This window comes from Thermodesulfomicrobium sp. WS (genome assembly GCF_027925145.1).
In the GTDB taxonomy this organism is placed as follows: domain Bacteria; phylum Desulfobacterota; class Desulfovibrionia; order Desulfovibrionales; family Desulfomicrobiaceae; genus Thermodesulfomicrobium.
Genome location: NZ_AP027130.1, coordinates 848,624 through 863,339, shown reverse-complemented (window position 1 = coordinate 863,339; position 14,716 = coordinate 848,624). Strand labels below are relative to the sequence as shown.

Annotated in this window: 14 protein-coding genes; 5 read left to right on the top strand and 9 right to left on the bottom strand. The window is 56.8% G+C overall.

What is annotated here, in order from left to right:
• Window positions 1–13: 13 nt before the first annotated feature.
• The 9 genes from QMF81_RS04215 to nifH are packed head-to-tail and all read right to left on the bottom strand — an operon-like array spanning window position 14 to window position 8,100.
• Window positions 14–1,348, bottom strand: a complete 1,335-nt coding sequence (locus QMF81_RS04215) for a nitrogenase component 1 (protein ID WP_281752311.1) — start codon at window positions 1,346–1,348, stop codon at window positions 14–16.
• Entirely contained in the window at window positions 1,341–2,723 is a 1,383-nt protein-coding gene (gene nifE / locus QMF81_RS04210; protein ID WP_281752309.1) for a nitrogenase iron-molybdenum cofactor biosynthesis protein NifE, read from the bottom strand. The genes QMF81_RS04215 and nifE overlap by 8 nt, the downstream gene beginning before the upstream one ends.
• A 13-nt stretch (window positions 2,724–2,736) precedes the next feature.
• Window positions 2,737–3,177 carry a GNAT family N-acetyltransferase gene (locus tag QMF81_RS04205; RefSeq protein WP_281752307.1) on the bottom strand — a complete coding sequence of 147 codons (441 nt, stop codon included), beginning with the start codon at window positions 3,175–3,177 and terminating at the stop codon, window positions 2,737–2,739.
• A gap of 2 nt (window positions 3,178–3,179) precedes the next feature.
• On the bottom strand, window positions 3,180–3,479 hold the full coding sequence (locus QMF81_RS04200; RefSeq protein WP_281752927.1) for a (2Fe-2S) ferredoxin domain-containing protein: 300 nt from the start codon (window positions 3,477–3,479) through the stop codon (window positions 3,180–3,182).
• 10 nt (window positions 3,480–3,489) lie between these two features.
• Window positions 3,490–4,866: a nitrogenase molybdenum-iron protein subunit beta gene (gene nifK / locus QMF81_RS04195; RefSeq protein ID WP_281752305.1), complete on the bottom strand. Its 1,377-nt coding sequence runs from the start codon at window positions 4,864–4,866 to the stop codon at window positions 3,490–3,492.
• A 14-nt stretch (window positions 4,867–4,880) separates the two neighbouring features.
• The gene (nifD, locus tag QMF81_RS04190; protein WP_281752303.1) at window positions 4,881–6,518 is read right to left on the bottom strand and encodes a nitrogenase molybdenum-iron protein alpha chain; all 1,638 of its coding nucleotides are present in this window, start codon (window positions 6,516–6,518) and stop codon (window positions 4,881–4,883) included.
• A 14-nt stretch (window positions 6,519–6,532) separates the two neighbouring features.
• A complete protein-coding gene (locus QMF81_RS04185; protein WP_281752301.1) occupies window positions 6,533–6,907 on the bottom strand; it encodes a P-II family nitrogen regulator in 375 nt (124 codons plus the stop codon).
• Window positions 6,904–7,248: a P-II family nitrogen regulator gene (locus QMF81_RS04180; protein ID WP_281752299.1), complete on the bottom strand. Its 345-nt coding sequence runs from the start codon at window positions 7,246–7,248 to the stop codon at window positions 6,904–6,906. The genes QMF81_RS04185 and QMF81_RS04180 overlap by 4 nt, the downstream gene beginning before the upstream one ends.
• 24 nt (window positions 7,249–7,272) lie before the next feature.
• A complete protein-coding gene (gene nifH, locus QMF81_RS04175) occupies window positions 7,273–8,100 on the bottom strand; it encodes a nitrogenase iron protein (RefSeq protein WP_281752297.1) in 828 nt (275 codons plus the stop codon).
• A gap of 301 nt (window positions 8,101–8,401) precedes the next feature.
• On the opposite strand from nifH, the gene QMF81_RS04170 reads away from it, so the two are divergent.
• From QMF81_RS04170 to QMF81_RS04150, 5 genes are all read left to right on the top strand, one after another.
• On the top strand, window positions 8,402–9,529 hold the full coding sequence (locus QMF81_RS04170) for a pyruvate carboxyltransferase (RefSeq protein ID WP_281752296.1): 1,128 nt from the start codon (window positions 8,402–8,404) through the stop codon (window positions 9,527–9,529).
• Window positions 9,530–9,579: 50 nt separating this feature from the next.
• Window positions 9,580–9,825, top strand: coding sequence for a hypothetical protein (locus QMF81_RS04165; RefSeq protein WP_281752294.1), 246 nt, complete (start codon window positions 9,580–9,582; stop codon window positions 9,823–9,825).
• A gap of 78 nt (window positions 9,826–9,903) precedes the next feature.
• Window positions 9,904–12,102: a methyl-accepting chemotaxis protein gene (locus QMF81_RS04160; RefSeq protein WP_281752292.1), complete on the top strand. Its 2,199-nt coding sequence runs from the start codon at window positions 9,904–9,906 to the stop codon at window positions 12,100–12,102.
• A 76-nt stretch (window positions 12,103–12,178) separates the two neighbouring features.
• Window positions 12,179–12,379, top strand: a complete 201-nt coding sequence (locus tag QMF81_RS04155; RefSeq protein WP_281752291.1) for a DUF2905 domain-containing protein — start codon at window positions 12,179–12,181, stop codon at window positions 12,377–12,379.
• A 413-nt stretch (window positions 12,380–12,792) separates the two neighbouring features.
• Complete coding sequence (locus QMF81_RS04150; protein ID WP_281752290.1) at window positions 12,793–14,109, top strand: adenylate/guanylate cyclase domain-containing protein; 1,317 nt, start codon at window positions 12,793–12,795, stop codon at window positions 14,107–14,109.
• Window positions 14,110–14,716 lie beyond the last annotated feature (607 nt).

Below are 14,716 nucleotides of genomic sequence, written 5' to 3'. Positions count from 1 at the left end.
CGTTCCTTATGGGCTAAAGATACCAATATCCTACCGGAGATGCATCTTGACTCTGGGCCAGCAGGGCGTTGACGATACGATCATAAAGCTCCAGGGCACCATCATAGCCCACGCACAAAAGACGCTGTCCTCCAAACCGATCGTGAATGGGAAATCCAAGACGGATCAACGGGATGCCACGAGAACGCGCAAGCTTGTATCCTTTGCTGTGGCCCACGAGAAAATCCGGCTCCATGGAATTGGCTTCTTCCTCGATTTGATGGAAGTCGGCCTCGGTGCGCACTTCGGGCAAAGGACACAGCCCGTCTACGACGGCACGGACACGATCGGCCAGGGTAGCGCTCGCGCCACCCGTGGCCACGAGCACCGGTCGAGCTCCCATCTCGGCCAAGAATGCCGTTACTCCCACGGCCAGTTCCTCCTCGCCGTAGACCACAACCCGCTTGCCGAAGACATACTTATGGCCGTCCACCAGGGCGTCCAAAAGCCGGCCCCGGGCAGCTACCTCCCGCGGGGCCACGCACCCGCCCAACTCCGTGAGCACGCCGAGAAAGCGGTCGGTGGCCCGAAGGCCGATGGGCGTGTCCGTAAAGCGTGCAGGCGTGCCCAAACGCTGCTCCAGAGACTGGGCTGGAGAAAGACGGTGCGGCACACCAAGCTCCACCGTAGCGCAGGCCCCCGCCATGCGCCGAATGGCCTCCATGGGAGTCCCTCCCGGAGCCAGGGGCTGATAGGTCTCCCAGGTCGGGCCGTCGAGCACGTCACTGAAGTCGGGCAGGAGGGTCAGCGCAAGCCCCATGCGCGCGCCCAACTCCTTGAACCAACGATGATCCGCAGGAGAGAGAAATCCCGGCATAAGCGTCACTCCCCCATGGGAATCGACGGGCTGGGCCACGCCATTCACCACCGCCTGCAAGGCCGCATGCCAGCCATCGATATGGGTCCCGGAATAGCTGGGGGTGGAGGCGGTCACGATCTCTGGCAAGGGAAGATCTGCAAACTCCTCCCGAAACTCCTGCACCAGACGAGGAACATCTTCGCCAATGGTTTCTGTCAGACAGGTGGTGGCTACCCCTACCAATTGAGGATTATATTTGCGCATGACATTGAGGATGCCCTTCTTGAAATTCGGACCTCCACCATGCACAGCAGCTTTCTCGTCCATCGAAGAAGACGCAATGTCGATTGGCTCTCGAAAATGGCTGATGATATACCGTCGCATATATGTGGCACATCCTTGAGAACCATGAATATATGGAATACATCCATCGATACCACGGAATGCCAGAGCAGCACCAATCGGCATACACATTTTGCATGCATTTATTGTAGACACATACTCAGACATGGCAACCCTCCTTATCGAGAAAAGGAGGTTTATATCCTTTGCGTGGCATAATTTTCCAAACAGAACTCATGGTAGATGCATGTACTTCCTTTGCAAAGTTATACATACCAACGAATCCTTCCAGAGCGATTTTACGCTCATGGTTGTGATCGCAAAAGCCAATTCCCAACTTGTAGGCGATGGGTCGCTCTTTGACCCCTCCAACGAATACATCTACCTTTTTCTCCTCGAGAAACGCGGCGAGCTCCAAAGGATTGGCATCATCCACGAGGATGGTTCCCGGATCACAGATGCCGGCGAGTTCCTCGTACTCTTCAGTGGTACCCGTCTGCGAACCCACGACTACCGACTGCATGCCCAGGTGACGGAACGCCTTGACCAACGAGAAGGCCTTGAACGATCCTCCCACGTAGAGGGCTGCCCGCTTGCCTTCGAGATCGCGGCGCAGCTCTGCAAGCCGCGGCAGCAGCCACTCCAATTCGGTCCGTACCAGCTGGGCCGTGCGCTCGCGCAAAGAAGGATCCTGCGCGGCAAAGAAGTCTGCCACCTTGTACAGAGAGTCGGCCATGTCTTCGATGCCCAGGTAGGACACCCGGATACAAGGAATACCATAGCGCTCTTGAAGCATGCGGGCGAATTCCATGGTCGCCCCCGAGCATTGCACCAGATTGAGCCGCGCCCCGTGGCAGCGTTGGATGTCCTCCACGCGTCCATCCCCCGTGACGTTCGCCACCACCTGGATCCCCATCTTCTCCAAATAGCCCCGCACGATCCAAATCTCACCGGCGAGATTGAAGTCACCGAGGATATTGACGCTCAGAGGTCCGATTCCTTCAGTGGACCCCTTACCCACGAGACGCATGAGAGCCTGGCAGGCTGCGGAATACCCTGCGCGCTTGTTCCCCTTGAAGCCTTCGCTGTGCACAGGAATGACTGGAATGCCAAAACGCTCCTCCGCCTTGCGACACACGGCATCCACGTCGTCGCCGATGAGTCCCACAATACAGGTGGAGTACACGAACACGGCCTTGGGGGTATATTGGGGGATGAGCTCATCGAGACTTGCGGCGAGTTTGTTCTCGCCCCCAAAAATGACATCCTTTTCTTTGAGATCCGTGGAAAAGCTCATGCGATGGAGTTGCGGGCCCGAAGAGAGTGCCCCCCGAATATCCCAGGTATACACCGCACAACCAATGGGCCCATGCACCAGATGCAAGGCATCGGCGATGGGATAAAGGACCACCCGCGAACCGCAAAACACGCAAGCCCGCTGGCTCACGGCCCCTGCAAGACTCGGGCGGTTGCAAACCATAGCAAAGGGCTCTTCTCCCAGGCGACAAACTTGAGACGCCCGTTCTTCGAGTACCGCGTTCATAATGACCTCCTCGTCAGGGCACGGCGCGCACACACACCATACGCGTCCGCCGAAGCCCATGCCGGTGGTAAAAAAGCAAGGCAGCGGCATTCTCAGCATCGGCGAGGAGCTGGACGCGAGAAAGACCACGGGCAAAGGCCAGTCCGAGGATGGCCCGCAACAAAGCCGAACCGATGCCCTTGCCCCGCCAGGCCTCATCCACGACAAGGTCCTCCACCCAACCCACTGGACCGCCTTCCGCAGTGGAAACCACGGTCTGCATGGTTACCATCCCCACCACCTTGCCACCTACATCCGCCACGAGGACCACGGCCTTGGGGGTTTCCAGCAGGAGGGCCAGCCCTCGCATTTGTTTGGCTTTGTCCACGGCAAATTCTGTCTCGATACCAAAGAGTTGCTCCAAGAGTCCCGTCATGGCAGCAAGGTCGGCATGGGTGGCAGGGCGGATACACATAACTACTCCAAACGATTGGCAGCCGGTTCGCCGTTTTCGAGACCATCAAGGATGGCGTCCACCGCTTCCTCGCTGTCCACTGCGCCGAACCACCAATTCTCCGGCATGATGGCAACGACTGGTCCTCGCTCGCAGCGCTTCAGACACCCCGTCGTGATCACTTGCATGTCCAAGCCGCGGGCAAGGATCTCCTCTTCCAGATACTGCGCCAGGCCATCATTGTGCCGATGACACACCCCTTTGGGCTCACCAGCAGTACGGAAGCTCTGACACACCAAGACAACGCGTTCAGGAATCGCCATCATAGCCCCCTTAATACACCAGCTCAAAGCTCGATTCAGGTTCATCGCGGTCCTTGCGGGTCAAAAGCACGTCCAGCAAGCGGGTAAGAAACAGAAGTCCGCCCTTATACCCAACCGTAGGAAAGTACTGGTGTCCCACTCGATCCAAGATAGGGAATCCAAACCGGAGCAAAGGGATATCCTCATCACGGGAGATGTACTTACAGTACGTATTGCCAATGATAACATCGACCGGATCATTTTTGATCCACTGATGAAACAAAAACATATCACCACCGGCACGAACGTTTGGTGTATAGCCGAGGGGCGCAACGATTTCCTGGATTCGTTTCTCAAAACGTGATCCTGGAGTCCCTGTAACGATATGTACTGGATGCATATCGATACTCACCAGGAAATCGGTCATAGCGATAAGCTGATCAGGATCACCTACCAATGCGACCTTCTTTCCGTAGAAATACTGATGCATGTCGGCGATGAAATCCACGAGCTGTCCCCGCTCGAATTCAATGGATTCTGGAACCGCAACACCGCCTGCAACCCGCAATGCATCAATGAAACGATCCGTTCCGAGAAGTCCATAGGGCATCTCGATGATGGTACACGGCACCTTACACTGAGCATCCAGCCAACGGGCCGCTTCTGCCGAGCACCACTCACCCAAGGCCACTGTGGCCTTGGCCCTGCCTGTGGCCTGCAGTTCCTCCACCGTCACACCGCCTTTGGGAAACAGAGTAAACTGACCCGTCAGCGGAGCGTTGAGAACTCCAGATGTGTCTGGAACCATTGTAATTGGAACGCCCATGAGAGAAGCGAGCCGTTTTATCTCTTCCATATCGGAAGGTTCCAACCAACCAGGTATTATATTAACATTTCCTGAAGGCGATCCATCTGTTTTTGCAAAACTTGAAACAATACTCTTCACCATTGAAGAGAATCCTGTGACATGAGAACCGACGTAGCTTGGAGTATTCGCAAAAATTACATTCTTTCCTTCAGGTACCTTGCCGCTCTTTTTAGCTTTATCGATGATCTGATTGAGATCGTCTCCAATGGTCTCAGAGAGACAAGTCGTGTGTACAGCAATAACTTCTGGATCATATACTGTAAAAATGTTCTCGATGGCCTGGGTGAGGTTTGCGCCGCCGCCGAAAACCGAAGCGCCTTCCGTAAAAGAACTCGTGGCAGCGGACACAGGTTCTTTGTAGTGGCGTACCAAGGTGCTGCGATGGTAGGCACAACAGCCTTGGGACCCATGGCTATGAGGCAAGCACCCGTGGACGCCCAACGCAGCGTACATGGCCCCAATAGGCTGGCAGGTCTTGGCCGGATTGATGGTGAGCGCCTTGCGTTCGATGATTTCTTGTGGTGTATGACGTAGCAGCATGAGTTGCTCCTTTTTTATTGATGCACGTAGGTCGCTGAGAGTTCCGGATTTTGCTGCCATGGAGCCTTGAGATAGGTCCACACCCGGCTGTTCACCATGCGGTCGATCTCTTTGTAGAAGTTGATGGCTCCACGGAATCCGGCATAAGGACCACCATAGTCATAGCTATGGAGCTGCTTGAGGGGGATGCCATACTTCTGCACTGCATACTTTTCTTTGATACCTGCGCAGAAGATATCGGGGCGGTAGAGTTCGATGAGCCGGTCCGCCTCAAACTGATTGAGGTCGTCGATGACCAATGTGTCCTTCTCCATCTCTGCCATCATGCCGGTATAGTCTTTGAAGGTGAATCCCTGCGCCTCAAGGGCGGCTTGTTGTTCCTCGGTCTTGCGGGGGCGATAGCGTTTGGGATCGGCCGTGACCTCAATCTCCTCGATGTTGCGGCTATCGGCGTCCACTTTGATCCGGGGCAGAGCCTGGCGGCCTTCGTAGTCATCGCGGTGAGCGAATTCATACCCCGCGGCCAAGATCTTCATGCCAATTTCCTTGAAAAGCTCTTGATAGTGATGGGCGCGAGACCCGCCGACAAAAAGCATGGCCGTCTTACCCTGGGTGCGCGGACGCACCGCATTGGCCACAGCCTCCACTTCGGGGAGTTCCTCGGCGATGACCTCCTCTACCCGAGCAAGAAGCTCAGGGTCCTGGAAGTACTCGGCAATCTTCCGAAGACTCTTGGCCGTTGCCTGGGCCCCAATGAAGTTCACTTTAATCCAAGGAATTCCGTACTTTTCCTCCAGCATATCGGCGACATAATTGATAGAGCGATGACACATGACGCAGTCGAGATCCGCCTGATGCGCCGTTGCGAATTGTTCATACGTGGAATTTCCAGAAAATGTCGCTAAAAGAGTAATTCCACACTTATCAAGAATACGCTCAATCTCAAATGCATCACCGCCGATATTGTATTCTCCTAATAGATTGATAGTATACTTCCCTTTGCGTGGTTCATCAATTTCTCCAACGACATGAGTAAAAATCTGGTTGTTGGCGATATGATGACCAGCAGACTGACTTACTCCCTTATATCCCTCACAGCTAAAAGCAAAAACGTTACAATCTCCAAATTTTGCTTTCATCCTTCTTGCAACTGCATGGATATCGTCTCCGATAAGTCCAACCGGACAAGTAGCAAACACAGCAATCGCCTTTGGATGAAATATGTCATAAGCTTCCTGAATTGCTGCTTCGAGCTTTTTCTCGCCGCCAAAGACAATATCCTGCTCCTGCATGTCCGTAGAAAAGCAGTAAGTCATATAATTTTCAGCACCCTCTGCCGAGGCGTCGGTCTGATTGCGACGGGTAAGCCATGAATAAAAACCGCACCCAATGGGGCCATGAGTGATGTTCACAATGTCCCGAGTCGGGCCCAGGATGACCCCTTTGCACCCCGCATAGCTGCAACCGCGCATCGTGATGATGCCGGGAATGGTGCGCACATTGGCGAGAATCTCCGGCGGCACGTCACCAGGCTCATTGACGACGATCTGACTTGCCCGCTTTCGGGCCACCTTGGCAGGATAGCGGGAAACCAGCTGTTTTTTGACTTCTTCTGGATCCAACGCTTTAAATTTCTTGACAGGCGCGCTCATACTTTCCTCCTCCTTCAAACAATAGCCTTAGTGCCGCTTTCGCCCGTACGCACCCGCACTGAGTCCGAAACAGGGAGCACAAAGATCTTGCCGTCTCCAGGCTGGCCTGTGCGGTTGGCTTCCATGATGGTGGACACCACATCATCCACCATCTCGTCCGGAACGACCACAGTGAGCATCCGCTTGGGATACAGCTTGATCGGGTCCGCAACGGCCGCTACGGCCTCTTCCACTCCCCTTTTGACCCCATCCAAAGCACTCGGGTCTACCAGTCCTTTTCCTCGGCCAAAGCATTCATGGGCAAAAAAGGCCGCAATACCTGCGTCGGTGAGCGCCTTTTTTGTAGCATTCATCTTATTCATACGAATCACGGCGATCACTTCTTTCATTGTCTGGCCTCCATATCCGAATCACACACTCCAGAACTCACAGTATACACAGCATCCAATGGAGAAATAAAAATCTTTCCGTCACCAAAAGCACCCTTTGCCCCGCTTCTAGCAGATTTCATAATAACACTTACAACAAAATCCTTATCAGCGCTCGGAACAACACTCATAAGCATTGTCTTAGGGATCTCGTCATACGTCACTTCACCAATTTTGATACCTCGCTGCTTACCACGCCCAGCTACGGAGTATCTGGTCACTGCAGGAAATCCGGCTTCCATAAGGGCAGCGAGAACATCATCAGCCTTTTCAGGGCGAACGATAGCACGAATCATAATCATAAAAATACCTCCTTTTTCTGTAAATTACTGATCTAAAAGACCGAATTCCATGAGTAGGCTCTCTAAATTCTCAATTGGAAGCGGCTTTGGTATGACGAACATGTCGTTAGAATCGATAGCCTTAGCAAGATTTCGATAATGATCTGCCTGAGGTGCTGTTGGCTTCCATTGAATAACCGTCATACGATTAATCTCTGCTCTCTGCACATCATTATCACGAGGAACAAAATAAATCATTTTAGTGCCCAAACGTTTCGCAAGTTCCATAATCATTTCGCGCTCATTATCCACATTTCTGGAATTACAAATAAGTCCTCCCAAACGAACACCACCGGATTGTGCATATTTTACAATGCCTTTGCAGATATTGTTGGCTGCATACATGGCCATCATTTCACCAGAACAGACGATATAGATTTCTTCCGCCTTTCCATCGCGAATAGGCATGGCGAAGCCGCCACACACTACGTCGCCCAAAACGTCGTAAAACACATAATCCAGACCCTCCGATGCATCATACGCCCCCAAGGATTCGAGCATATTGATGGACGTAATGATCCCTCGACCTGCGCACCCTACACCAGGCTCCGGACCACCGGATTCCACACACCACGTGCCCATGAATCCCTCCTTGCGGATGTCTGCAAGTTCCACATCTTCGCCTTCGTCTCGCAAGGTATCGAGCACCGACTTTTGGGCCAGACCGCCCAAAAGCAAACGGGTGGAGTCTGCCTTGGGATCACAGCCCACCACCATGACTTTTTTCCCCATCTCTGCCAGCCCTGCCACCGTGTTCTGGGTCGTGGTGGACTTCCCAATGCCGCCTTTGCCGTAGATAGCTACCTTTCGCATTGTTCTTCTCCTTCTTTAACAAGCGCATATCCAATCTCCTGCAGGGATCTCCCGCAAGAATGTCCTACCTTGGGGCAAGGGGCATGCCATCGGGACCCAATCAAATAATAATCAATAATTTCAAATATTTGTCTATAAAGTGCGCCGCACCCCTTTCCTGGCCTTGTTCCTGTCGTCCCCTTCCATTTTGAAGGATCCAACATTTTGGAAGGGTGGTCCCCCCCTGTTCTCATCAAGGAAAACCGCACGGATCTCGGATCCGGCATGAAATCTGAAAGCCTGTTTAGATAGGGAGGGGCGTATGCTTCTGGATACTACACTACGTGAAGGGGCCCAGGCAGTAGGAGTCCAGTTCCCCAAAGAACTTCAGGTACGGATACTGCGAGACGTGGTCCGTGCAGGGGTCGAAATGGTGGAAATCGGCTGGTTGGGAAAGGACGGCATTGAGGATATCGCCGCGGCGGCACAGCGCCATGGCCTTGCCTCCCGATGCGCCATTTGGGCCCCATGTCGGCCGGAGATCCTAGGCACGGTCGCCAAGCTCGGGCTTCATGCCGTCCACGTTGGCATACCGGTGTCGCCGCAGCATCTTGCCCGCCGCCTCAAGATCTCCGTAACCGAAGCACTCCAGCGGCTCGTGGCCACCATTGGTAATGCCCGAAGCCTAGGCCTCACCATCCGGGTGGGTCTGGAAGACGCCAGCAGTGCTCCGTTGCATGCCATAGAGCCCTTCCTGCGCACCGCAGAACGTGCTGGCGCCCATGGTGTGCGTTTGGCCGATACACGAGGAATCTGGACGCCCCAGACCTGCGCCGAAACCGTCCGCTGGGCGCAAAGCATAACCCGCCTGCCCGTGGGCGTGCACTGTCACGACGACTTTGGCATGGCCACAGCCAATGCCCTATGCGCTCTGGATGCCGGGGGCCACTGGGCCGACGTCAGTCTCCTCGGGCTTGGGGAACGGGCGGGAATCAGTGCCTTGGAGGAAGTAGCGGGATACCTCACCCTCATCCGCGCGTCCCGCAAGGACGACATGTGTTCTCTGCGCCAACTCTGCCACGAAGTGGCCCACAGCACCGGGCTCTCATTGGACCCCCGCAAGGCCATCGCAGGCAAACACATCTTCACGAGCGAATCCGGACTCCATGTGGATGGGCTGCTCAAAGACCCTGGGCTGTTCGAGCCTTGTCCACCAGAACGCTTGGGGATGCAGCGGCATCTTTTGTGGGGGGCCAAAAGCGGACGAGGAGCCGTTGTGCAGCTCCTGTCTCGTCACGGCCTACTTGGACAAGGTGTCGACGTGGAGCAGGTACTCGCCCATGTGCGCAAACACGGCGCTCAACAGCCATTGGAAGCCGAGGAAGTGCTCCATTTGGCCCAACAACTCCTCAACACCCCAAAAGCAGCTCCTCTGCCAACAACAAATTGAAATCACCGCCTCGTTCAGGACAGCGACTCAAAGGCTGACCGCGGCCAGCGATGACCTCTCGCCTGGCATGGAAGCGCAATGTTCTTCCCCCCTTGGGCCGCCTGGGGATTTCACCTGTCAACCCGCCCATCGCGTTGGGGTGCGTCCTCTCGTCGCCGGCCTCGGCCTTGCTGCGTCGTGGCGTCCCCGGCCTTAGGCGCGTCAGCGACCGCCATGGCAATGGCTGTCCCCCGCTTCTCGCCCTCGCGGCAGCGGCGCTCTGGGAAAAACGCCTGGAGCACACAGGACGCCGGTAACCATCCCGACACCTTTCCGTCACCAAACCACCACCGTCCTGCGGCAGCATCGGCGCACCCAACGCCAAGGAGGCTTGTGTGCGCCACGTGTCTTTTCCTGTCCGTCTCACCCTCTTGGTCATCGGCACGGCCCTGGCCGCCATCCTTGCCACCACCCTGGGCCAAAGCCGCGCCGCCCGCCAAGGCTTTGTGGAAAACGGCCGTGCCGCCCTCGAGCACGTGGCCGCCACCCTCGCTCAGGCCATCATCCTCCAATCCCGTCTGGAAGAAGAAGGCATCCGGGCGGATCTCGACATCGCCCGCACCACCGTGGAGCTCGCGGGCTTCCCGGTAGTAGAACCCCTGGCTGAGGCCGAAATCCTGCTCGACGGAGAGGCGACCCCCTCCATCCTCCCGTCCATCAAAGTCGGGGGGAGCTATCTGCACGAGTCCGCCCCGGCCCTCTCCAAGGCCGCAAGCCTCACCCGCGCCCAGGTGCACTTCCTGCAACTTCACCAAAACCGGCTGGTGCGTATCGCCGGCGGGGCCCCAGAAGGAAAGCAGCCCTGGCCCCAAGGTTCCTGGCTTGCCCCGGACCACCCGGCCACGCGGAGCCTGACGCACGAGCAGCGCCCGTGGATGGGCATCGTGGAGCACGACGGCAGCCCGTGGCTTGCGGCCTATAGCCCGGTCAAAGACCTTGGCGATCAGGTTATCGGTGCCGTGGAAGTGGTGCGCCCCCTCATCCGGCTGGAATTTGGACGATTCGTGCACGCAACCGGCGTAGGCGGGGCAGGCAGCGCCTGTCTCCTGGACGCCCAAGGGCGCCCCCTCACCCCGCAAGCGCCCCCCAAACTGCTCTCCCACGTGCGCACCACCCATACCCGCCAAGGGGAGTTTGCCAGCGACGGAGAGACTCTCGTGTGGCAGCAGGTCTCCGACCTCCCCTGGGGCATGCGCGCAGTACTCTGGGTGCCGCAAGCCCATCTCCTCTCCGGCCTTCAGGCACGCATCCTCCAAGGGGTTCTCACCAGCCTGCCCGTGCCCTTGGCCCTGGCCCTGCTTGTGGGCATCGGCGGCAGCCACCTCCTCCTTCGGCCTGTGGCGCGCATGGCCGAGGCTGCGACCTGTGCGGCTGCCGGCGACTATTCCCGCCGTCTGGACGCCTCCCACCCGGACGCCATCGGCCAGCTCAGCCACGCCATGAATGTCCTCCTTGCCCGCCTGGAAGGACTGTTCGCCGAAATCCACCAGGCCGCCGGACAGATCACCGACGCCGCCACCGATCTCTCCAGCAGTTCCCATGGACTGCTCACCCAAGTCGCGGCCACGGTCAGCCGCAGCGAGCACGTCACCGCATCCACCCACACCATGGAGACCAACCTCGACGCTGTGGCCGCAGCCATGGAAGAGGCCAGCGCCAATGCCCAGGTCCTGACCCAAAGCGTGGAAGAGATTTCCGCCCACATGAACCGCATGCGCGATGACGCCGCCGCCAGCCGCGCCACGGCCGACGCCGCCATGGGCCATGCCAGCGCCGCCGCAGACACGACCCGGCAATTGGAAGCCGCCTCCCGGCGCATCGACGAGATCACGGGCCTCATTCATTCCATTGCCACCCGCACCCAAATCCTCGCCCTCAACGCCACCATTGAGGCCGCCCGCGCCGGCGAGGCTGGTCGAAGTTTCGCCGTCGTTGCCCGGGAGATCAAAGACCTCGCGCAAAAGACCGCCGAAGCCACCGCGGAGGTGGAGGCCGCCCTCTCCAGTATCCGCGAGAAGGCCCATGCGGCCCGAGAACACAATGATCAGGTCCAGACCATGTTGGCCACCACCCTCACCTCCATGACCGCCGTGGCCGAAGCCGTCAGCATCCAAGCACACAGCGTGCAGGAATCCTCCACCGCCATCAGCCATCTCTTCCTCGGCCTGCAGGAGATCTCCGCCAAAACCACGACCATCGCGGCCCTATGCCAGGACACCACCCAGGACATGACCGCAGTCCACCACGCCACCGACACCCTGCACGCCGAAGGCGAGACCATCCGCGCCAAGGCCCACGACCTCGAACTCCTGGCCCAACGGTTGCTCAGGCTTATCCTCCACGACAAAGCCCAAAGGCCCCAATCGGTTGCAACCAGTGACGCACCACAAACGCATCCTCGGCAAAGCCCGCCCTGCCCCCCCAAGACTTCGGAACAAGCGCCCCAAGCCTCCCCGCTCTCCCGCTTTTTGCGCCGCCACGGCGCCCAAACCCCACCGCCGCCTGCGGCACGCCGGCATGACGCGATGCAATGACTCCAGGGGAGCCGACACCCGCAGCACCATTTCCCGCACCCTTGCCAGCAGGCATGGTCCGAACTATTTTGGGCGCATGCATCGCCTCTTCATTATCCTGGGCATGATCTTGGTGGCGGTAGGGCTTCTGTGGCCGGTACTGCGCCGCTTCCCTTGGGGGAGACTTCCTGGAGACATCCTCATCGAGCGACCGGGGTTCACCTTCGCCTTTCCCATCACCACCTGCATCGTGGTGAGCCTGGTCCTGAGCCTCATCTTCTGGGTCTTGCGGCGCTAGCACCTCCACATTCCACACATCCCTCCAAAAAAGCCCGAACCTTCATCGAGGAACATTGGTATTGTCCGACCCAAGGGCGACAATATCGTGGTCCGGCAACAGGACGGATCCACGCTTTTGACTTCCCGCGCGCCCCGGACTAGCCTTTCGTGCATCCTGACCGACAGGAGGCTCCCATGGTGCGCAAGAAACTGCCCATCGGCATCCAGACCTTTGCCAAGATCCGCCAGGAGCAGTACTCTTCCAGCGCCAACGAAGACCCTTCGAGGGTTTGAGGAAATCTCCTGTGGCGGAACCCCGTTGATCCGTTTTTTCTCTCCCCTCCGGCGTCCTGAGTTGCGGCGGGTCAGGAGGCAACCGGCCTCGCCGACGACGACTGGAGGCAAGGACGTCGAGGACAGCTCCACGAGTGGATGTTCAAAAGCGCCATCAGGGTGGTCCAACCCATGGATTCTCCAAGCCCTTCCCCTCTCGAAACAAGAATCACTGGTTCGTTTGCTACACGTTTCTGGCTGGAACTCTGCAGTAATTCCGCCCACTTTCCCATTGTCAACATCCTGCTGGAAATCCTCATCGAACGCCCTCAAGAGTATCTCCGCGCCCCTGATCTGTACGTGATCCTCACTGCGAGCATGATGCAGGCCTATTGGCTGACACGCTGGCAGACGACTGCTCATCCGCGCCGCTTTTGGGGAAATTTGATCGGGCCAGCGCTCTACACCTTGGTAGAAAGTCTCCTGGAAGGGCCCGGCTTTTTTTCCTCTCCACATCACCTCATCTATTGGATTTTTGCATTTACCATCGGATCACTCCAAACCATCCAGCATTGGATGTCTTCAGTATTCAGCGCAGCCATCATCGTCATTGAGAATGTGACCCGCACATCTATCATATTTTTTATAATGTACGGTCTTTTTGAAAAATACACCAATCCTCAACAAGTACTTTCTTTGGATGCTTTTTTCCGAGACCCAAGCCACCAATTCATTGGATTGGTAGTTCTATTTCTCGGTATCAGCACAGGAATTGCAAATTTGACTGCACAACGCTACCTTAGCCTTTTGAAAGAAACTTCTCTGCAACTTCGAACCTATTCAGAATGGCTGTTCGGTCGTGATTTGCTCGGAAAAACATTCCTAGATCCATCCACGTTGAACCTTGAGAGGCGTGAACGTGCCGTATTGTTTATGGATATTCGTGGTTTTACCCATTGGAGTGAATCACAATCTCCAGAATCTGTTGTAAACCTCATAACAGAATATTATCAAATCGCAGAATCTGTTCTTTCTCGCCACAAAACAATCAAATTCAAACTGTCTGCAGATGAAGTGATGGCCGTTTTTCCCACTGCAAATTCAGCGGTTCGCGCGGCCATGGATCTGCGGACCTACGTCAACCATGCTCTCGCGAAAAAACATATCAGTGCCGGAATTGGCATCCACATTGGTCCGGTCGTTGAAGGACTTTTAGGAAGCATGGGGGTTAAATTCTACGACGTCATTGGAGACACCGTAAATACCGCCAAGCGCATCGAGAGTGCGGCACAACCGGGAGAAGTACTGCTGTCGGAAGATGTTCAGGGGATGATGGAAGAGACAGTGGCTACTGGTCCTCGGCGAGAAATCCGTATCAAAGGAAAAGACAATCCATTGGCGGTATATCCTCTCGAGTTCGCCACCTCACTTTCTCCCCTACAGATTTCCCCTCCGATGGACACCGGACATGCTTGAGTCCCTCCGCCCCCCGCAGAGGCCGTCGTCTCACGGCCCCAACCGAGCCGAAGCATAAGTATTGCGCAGCGCCCCCCACTCCTTCAGGGCAATCGCATCGAGCCTCTCGGCCCTCGCCCCAGCAATGAAGCGCGGTTGCGCAGCGGGAGCGCAGGCCGCGGTTGGGAAATGGGCGGTCCGGGCGCAGGAGGGCGCGGTTACGCAGCGGAGCGCAATTGCGGGAGGATTGACCCTCCAAGACGATTGTTCCTTGCCGAACATATCCATGGCCTGCCACCCGCCATGGCCCCAACGACTTCGTGCCGTGACGCACAATCGCCCCAAGAAGACGCCCCCCATTGACCGACGGGCCATCTTGGCGCAAATTAGGGTCGCCCCTTGGTGTATTGTGCGCCATTGAGACGGAGGCGTCCATGCGTCGTGCACCGAAGACCTCTCTGCCCGTGGTCGGCACCGTGAGCGTGGCCGCACCACGGCTTAAGCGTAGGGCAGGAGGAACTGCACCCCTTGTCTCACCCAGGCGCCGTGGCCACTCGCAACGGCAGTCGGGAAACGCGCATCGAGGAACCATTGAGCATTCCCAGCCTTCGACCACGGGATACGCACG

Excerpts from the sequence above, each read along its gene's own strand:
- QMF81_RS04215 (WP_281752311.1), bottom strand. The coding sequence starts at position 1,348 with ATGTCTGAGTATGTGTCTACAATAAATGCATGCAAAATGTGTATGCCG.
- nifE (WP_281752309.1), bottom strand. The coding sequence starts at position 2,723 with ATGAACGCGGTACTCGAAGAACGGGCGTCTCAAGTTTGTCGCCTGGGA.
- QMF81_RS04205 (WP_281752307.1), bottom strand. The coding sequence starts at position 3,177 with ATGTGTATCCGCCCTGCCACCCATGCCGACCTTGCTGCCATGACGGGA.
- QMF81_RS04200 (WP_281752927.1), bottom strand. The coding sequence starts at position 3,479 with ATGGCGATTCCTGAACGCGTTGTCTTGGTGTGTCAGAGCTTCCGTACT.
- nifK (WP_281752305.1), bottom strand. The coding sequence starts at position 4,866 with ATGCTGCTACGTCATACACCACAAGAAATCATCGAACGCAAGGCGCTC.
- nifD (WP_281752303.1), bottom strand. The coding sequence starts at position 6,518 with ATGAGCGCGCCTGTCAAGAAATTTAAAGCGTTGGATCCAGAAGAAGTC.
- QMF81_RS04185 (WP_281752301.1), bottom strand. The coding sequence starts at position 6,907 with ATGAAAGAAGTGATCGCCGTGATTCGTATGAATAAGATGAATGCTACA.
- QMF81_RS04180 (WP_281752299.1), bottom strand. The coding sequence starts at position 7,248 with ATGATTATGATTCGTGCTATCGTTCGCCCTGAAAAGGCTGATGATGTT.
- nifH (WP_281752297.1), bottom strand. The coding sequence starts at position 8,100 with ATGCGAAAGGTAGCTATCTACGGCAAAGGCGGCATTGGGAAGTCCACC.
- QMF81_RS04170 (WP_281752296.1), top strand. The coding sequence starts at position 8,402 with ATGCTTCTGGATACTACACTACGTGAAGGGGCCCAGGCAGTAGGAGTC.
- QMF81_RS04165 (WP_281752294.1), top strand. The coding sequence starts at position 9,580 with ATGACCTCTCGCCTGGCATGGAAGCGCAATGTTCTTCCCCCCTTGGGC.
- QMF81_RS04155 (WP_281752291.1), top strand. The coding sequence starts at position 12,179 with ATGCATCGCCTCTTCATTATCCTGGGCATGATCTTGGTGGCGGTAGGG.
- QMF81_RS04150 (WP_281752290.1), top strand. The coding sequence starts at position 12,793 with ATGTTCAAAAGCGCCATCAGGGTGGTCCAACCCATGGATTCTCCAAGC.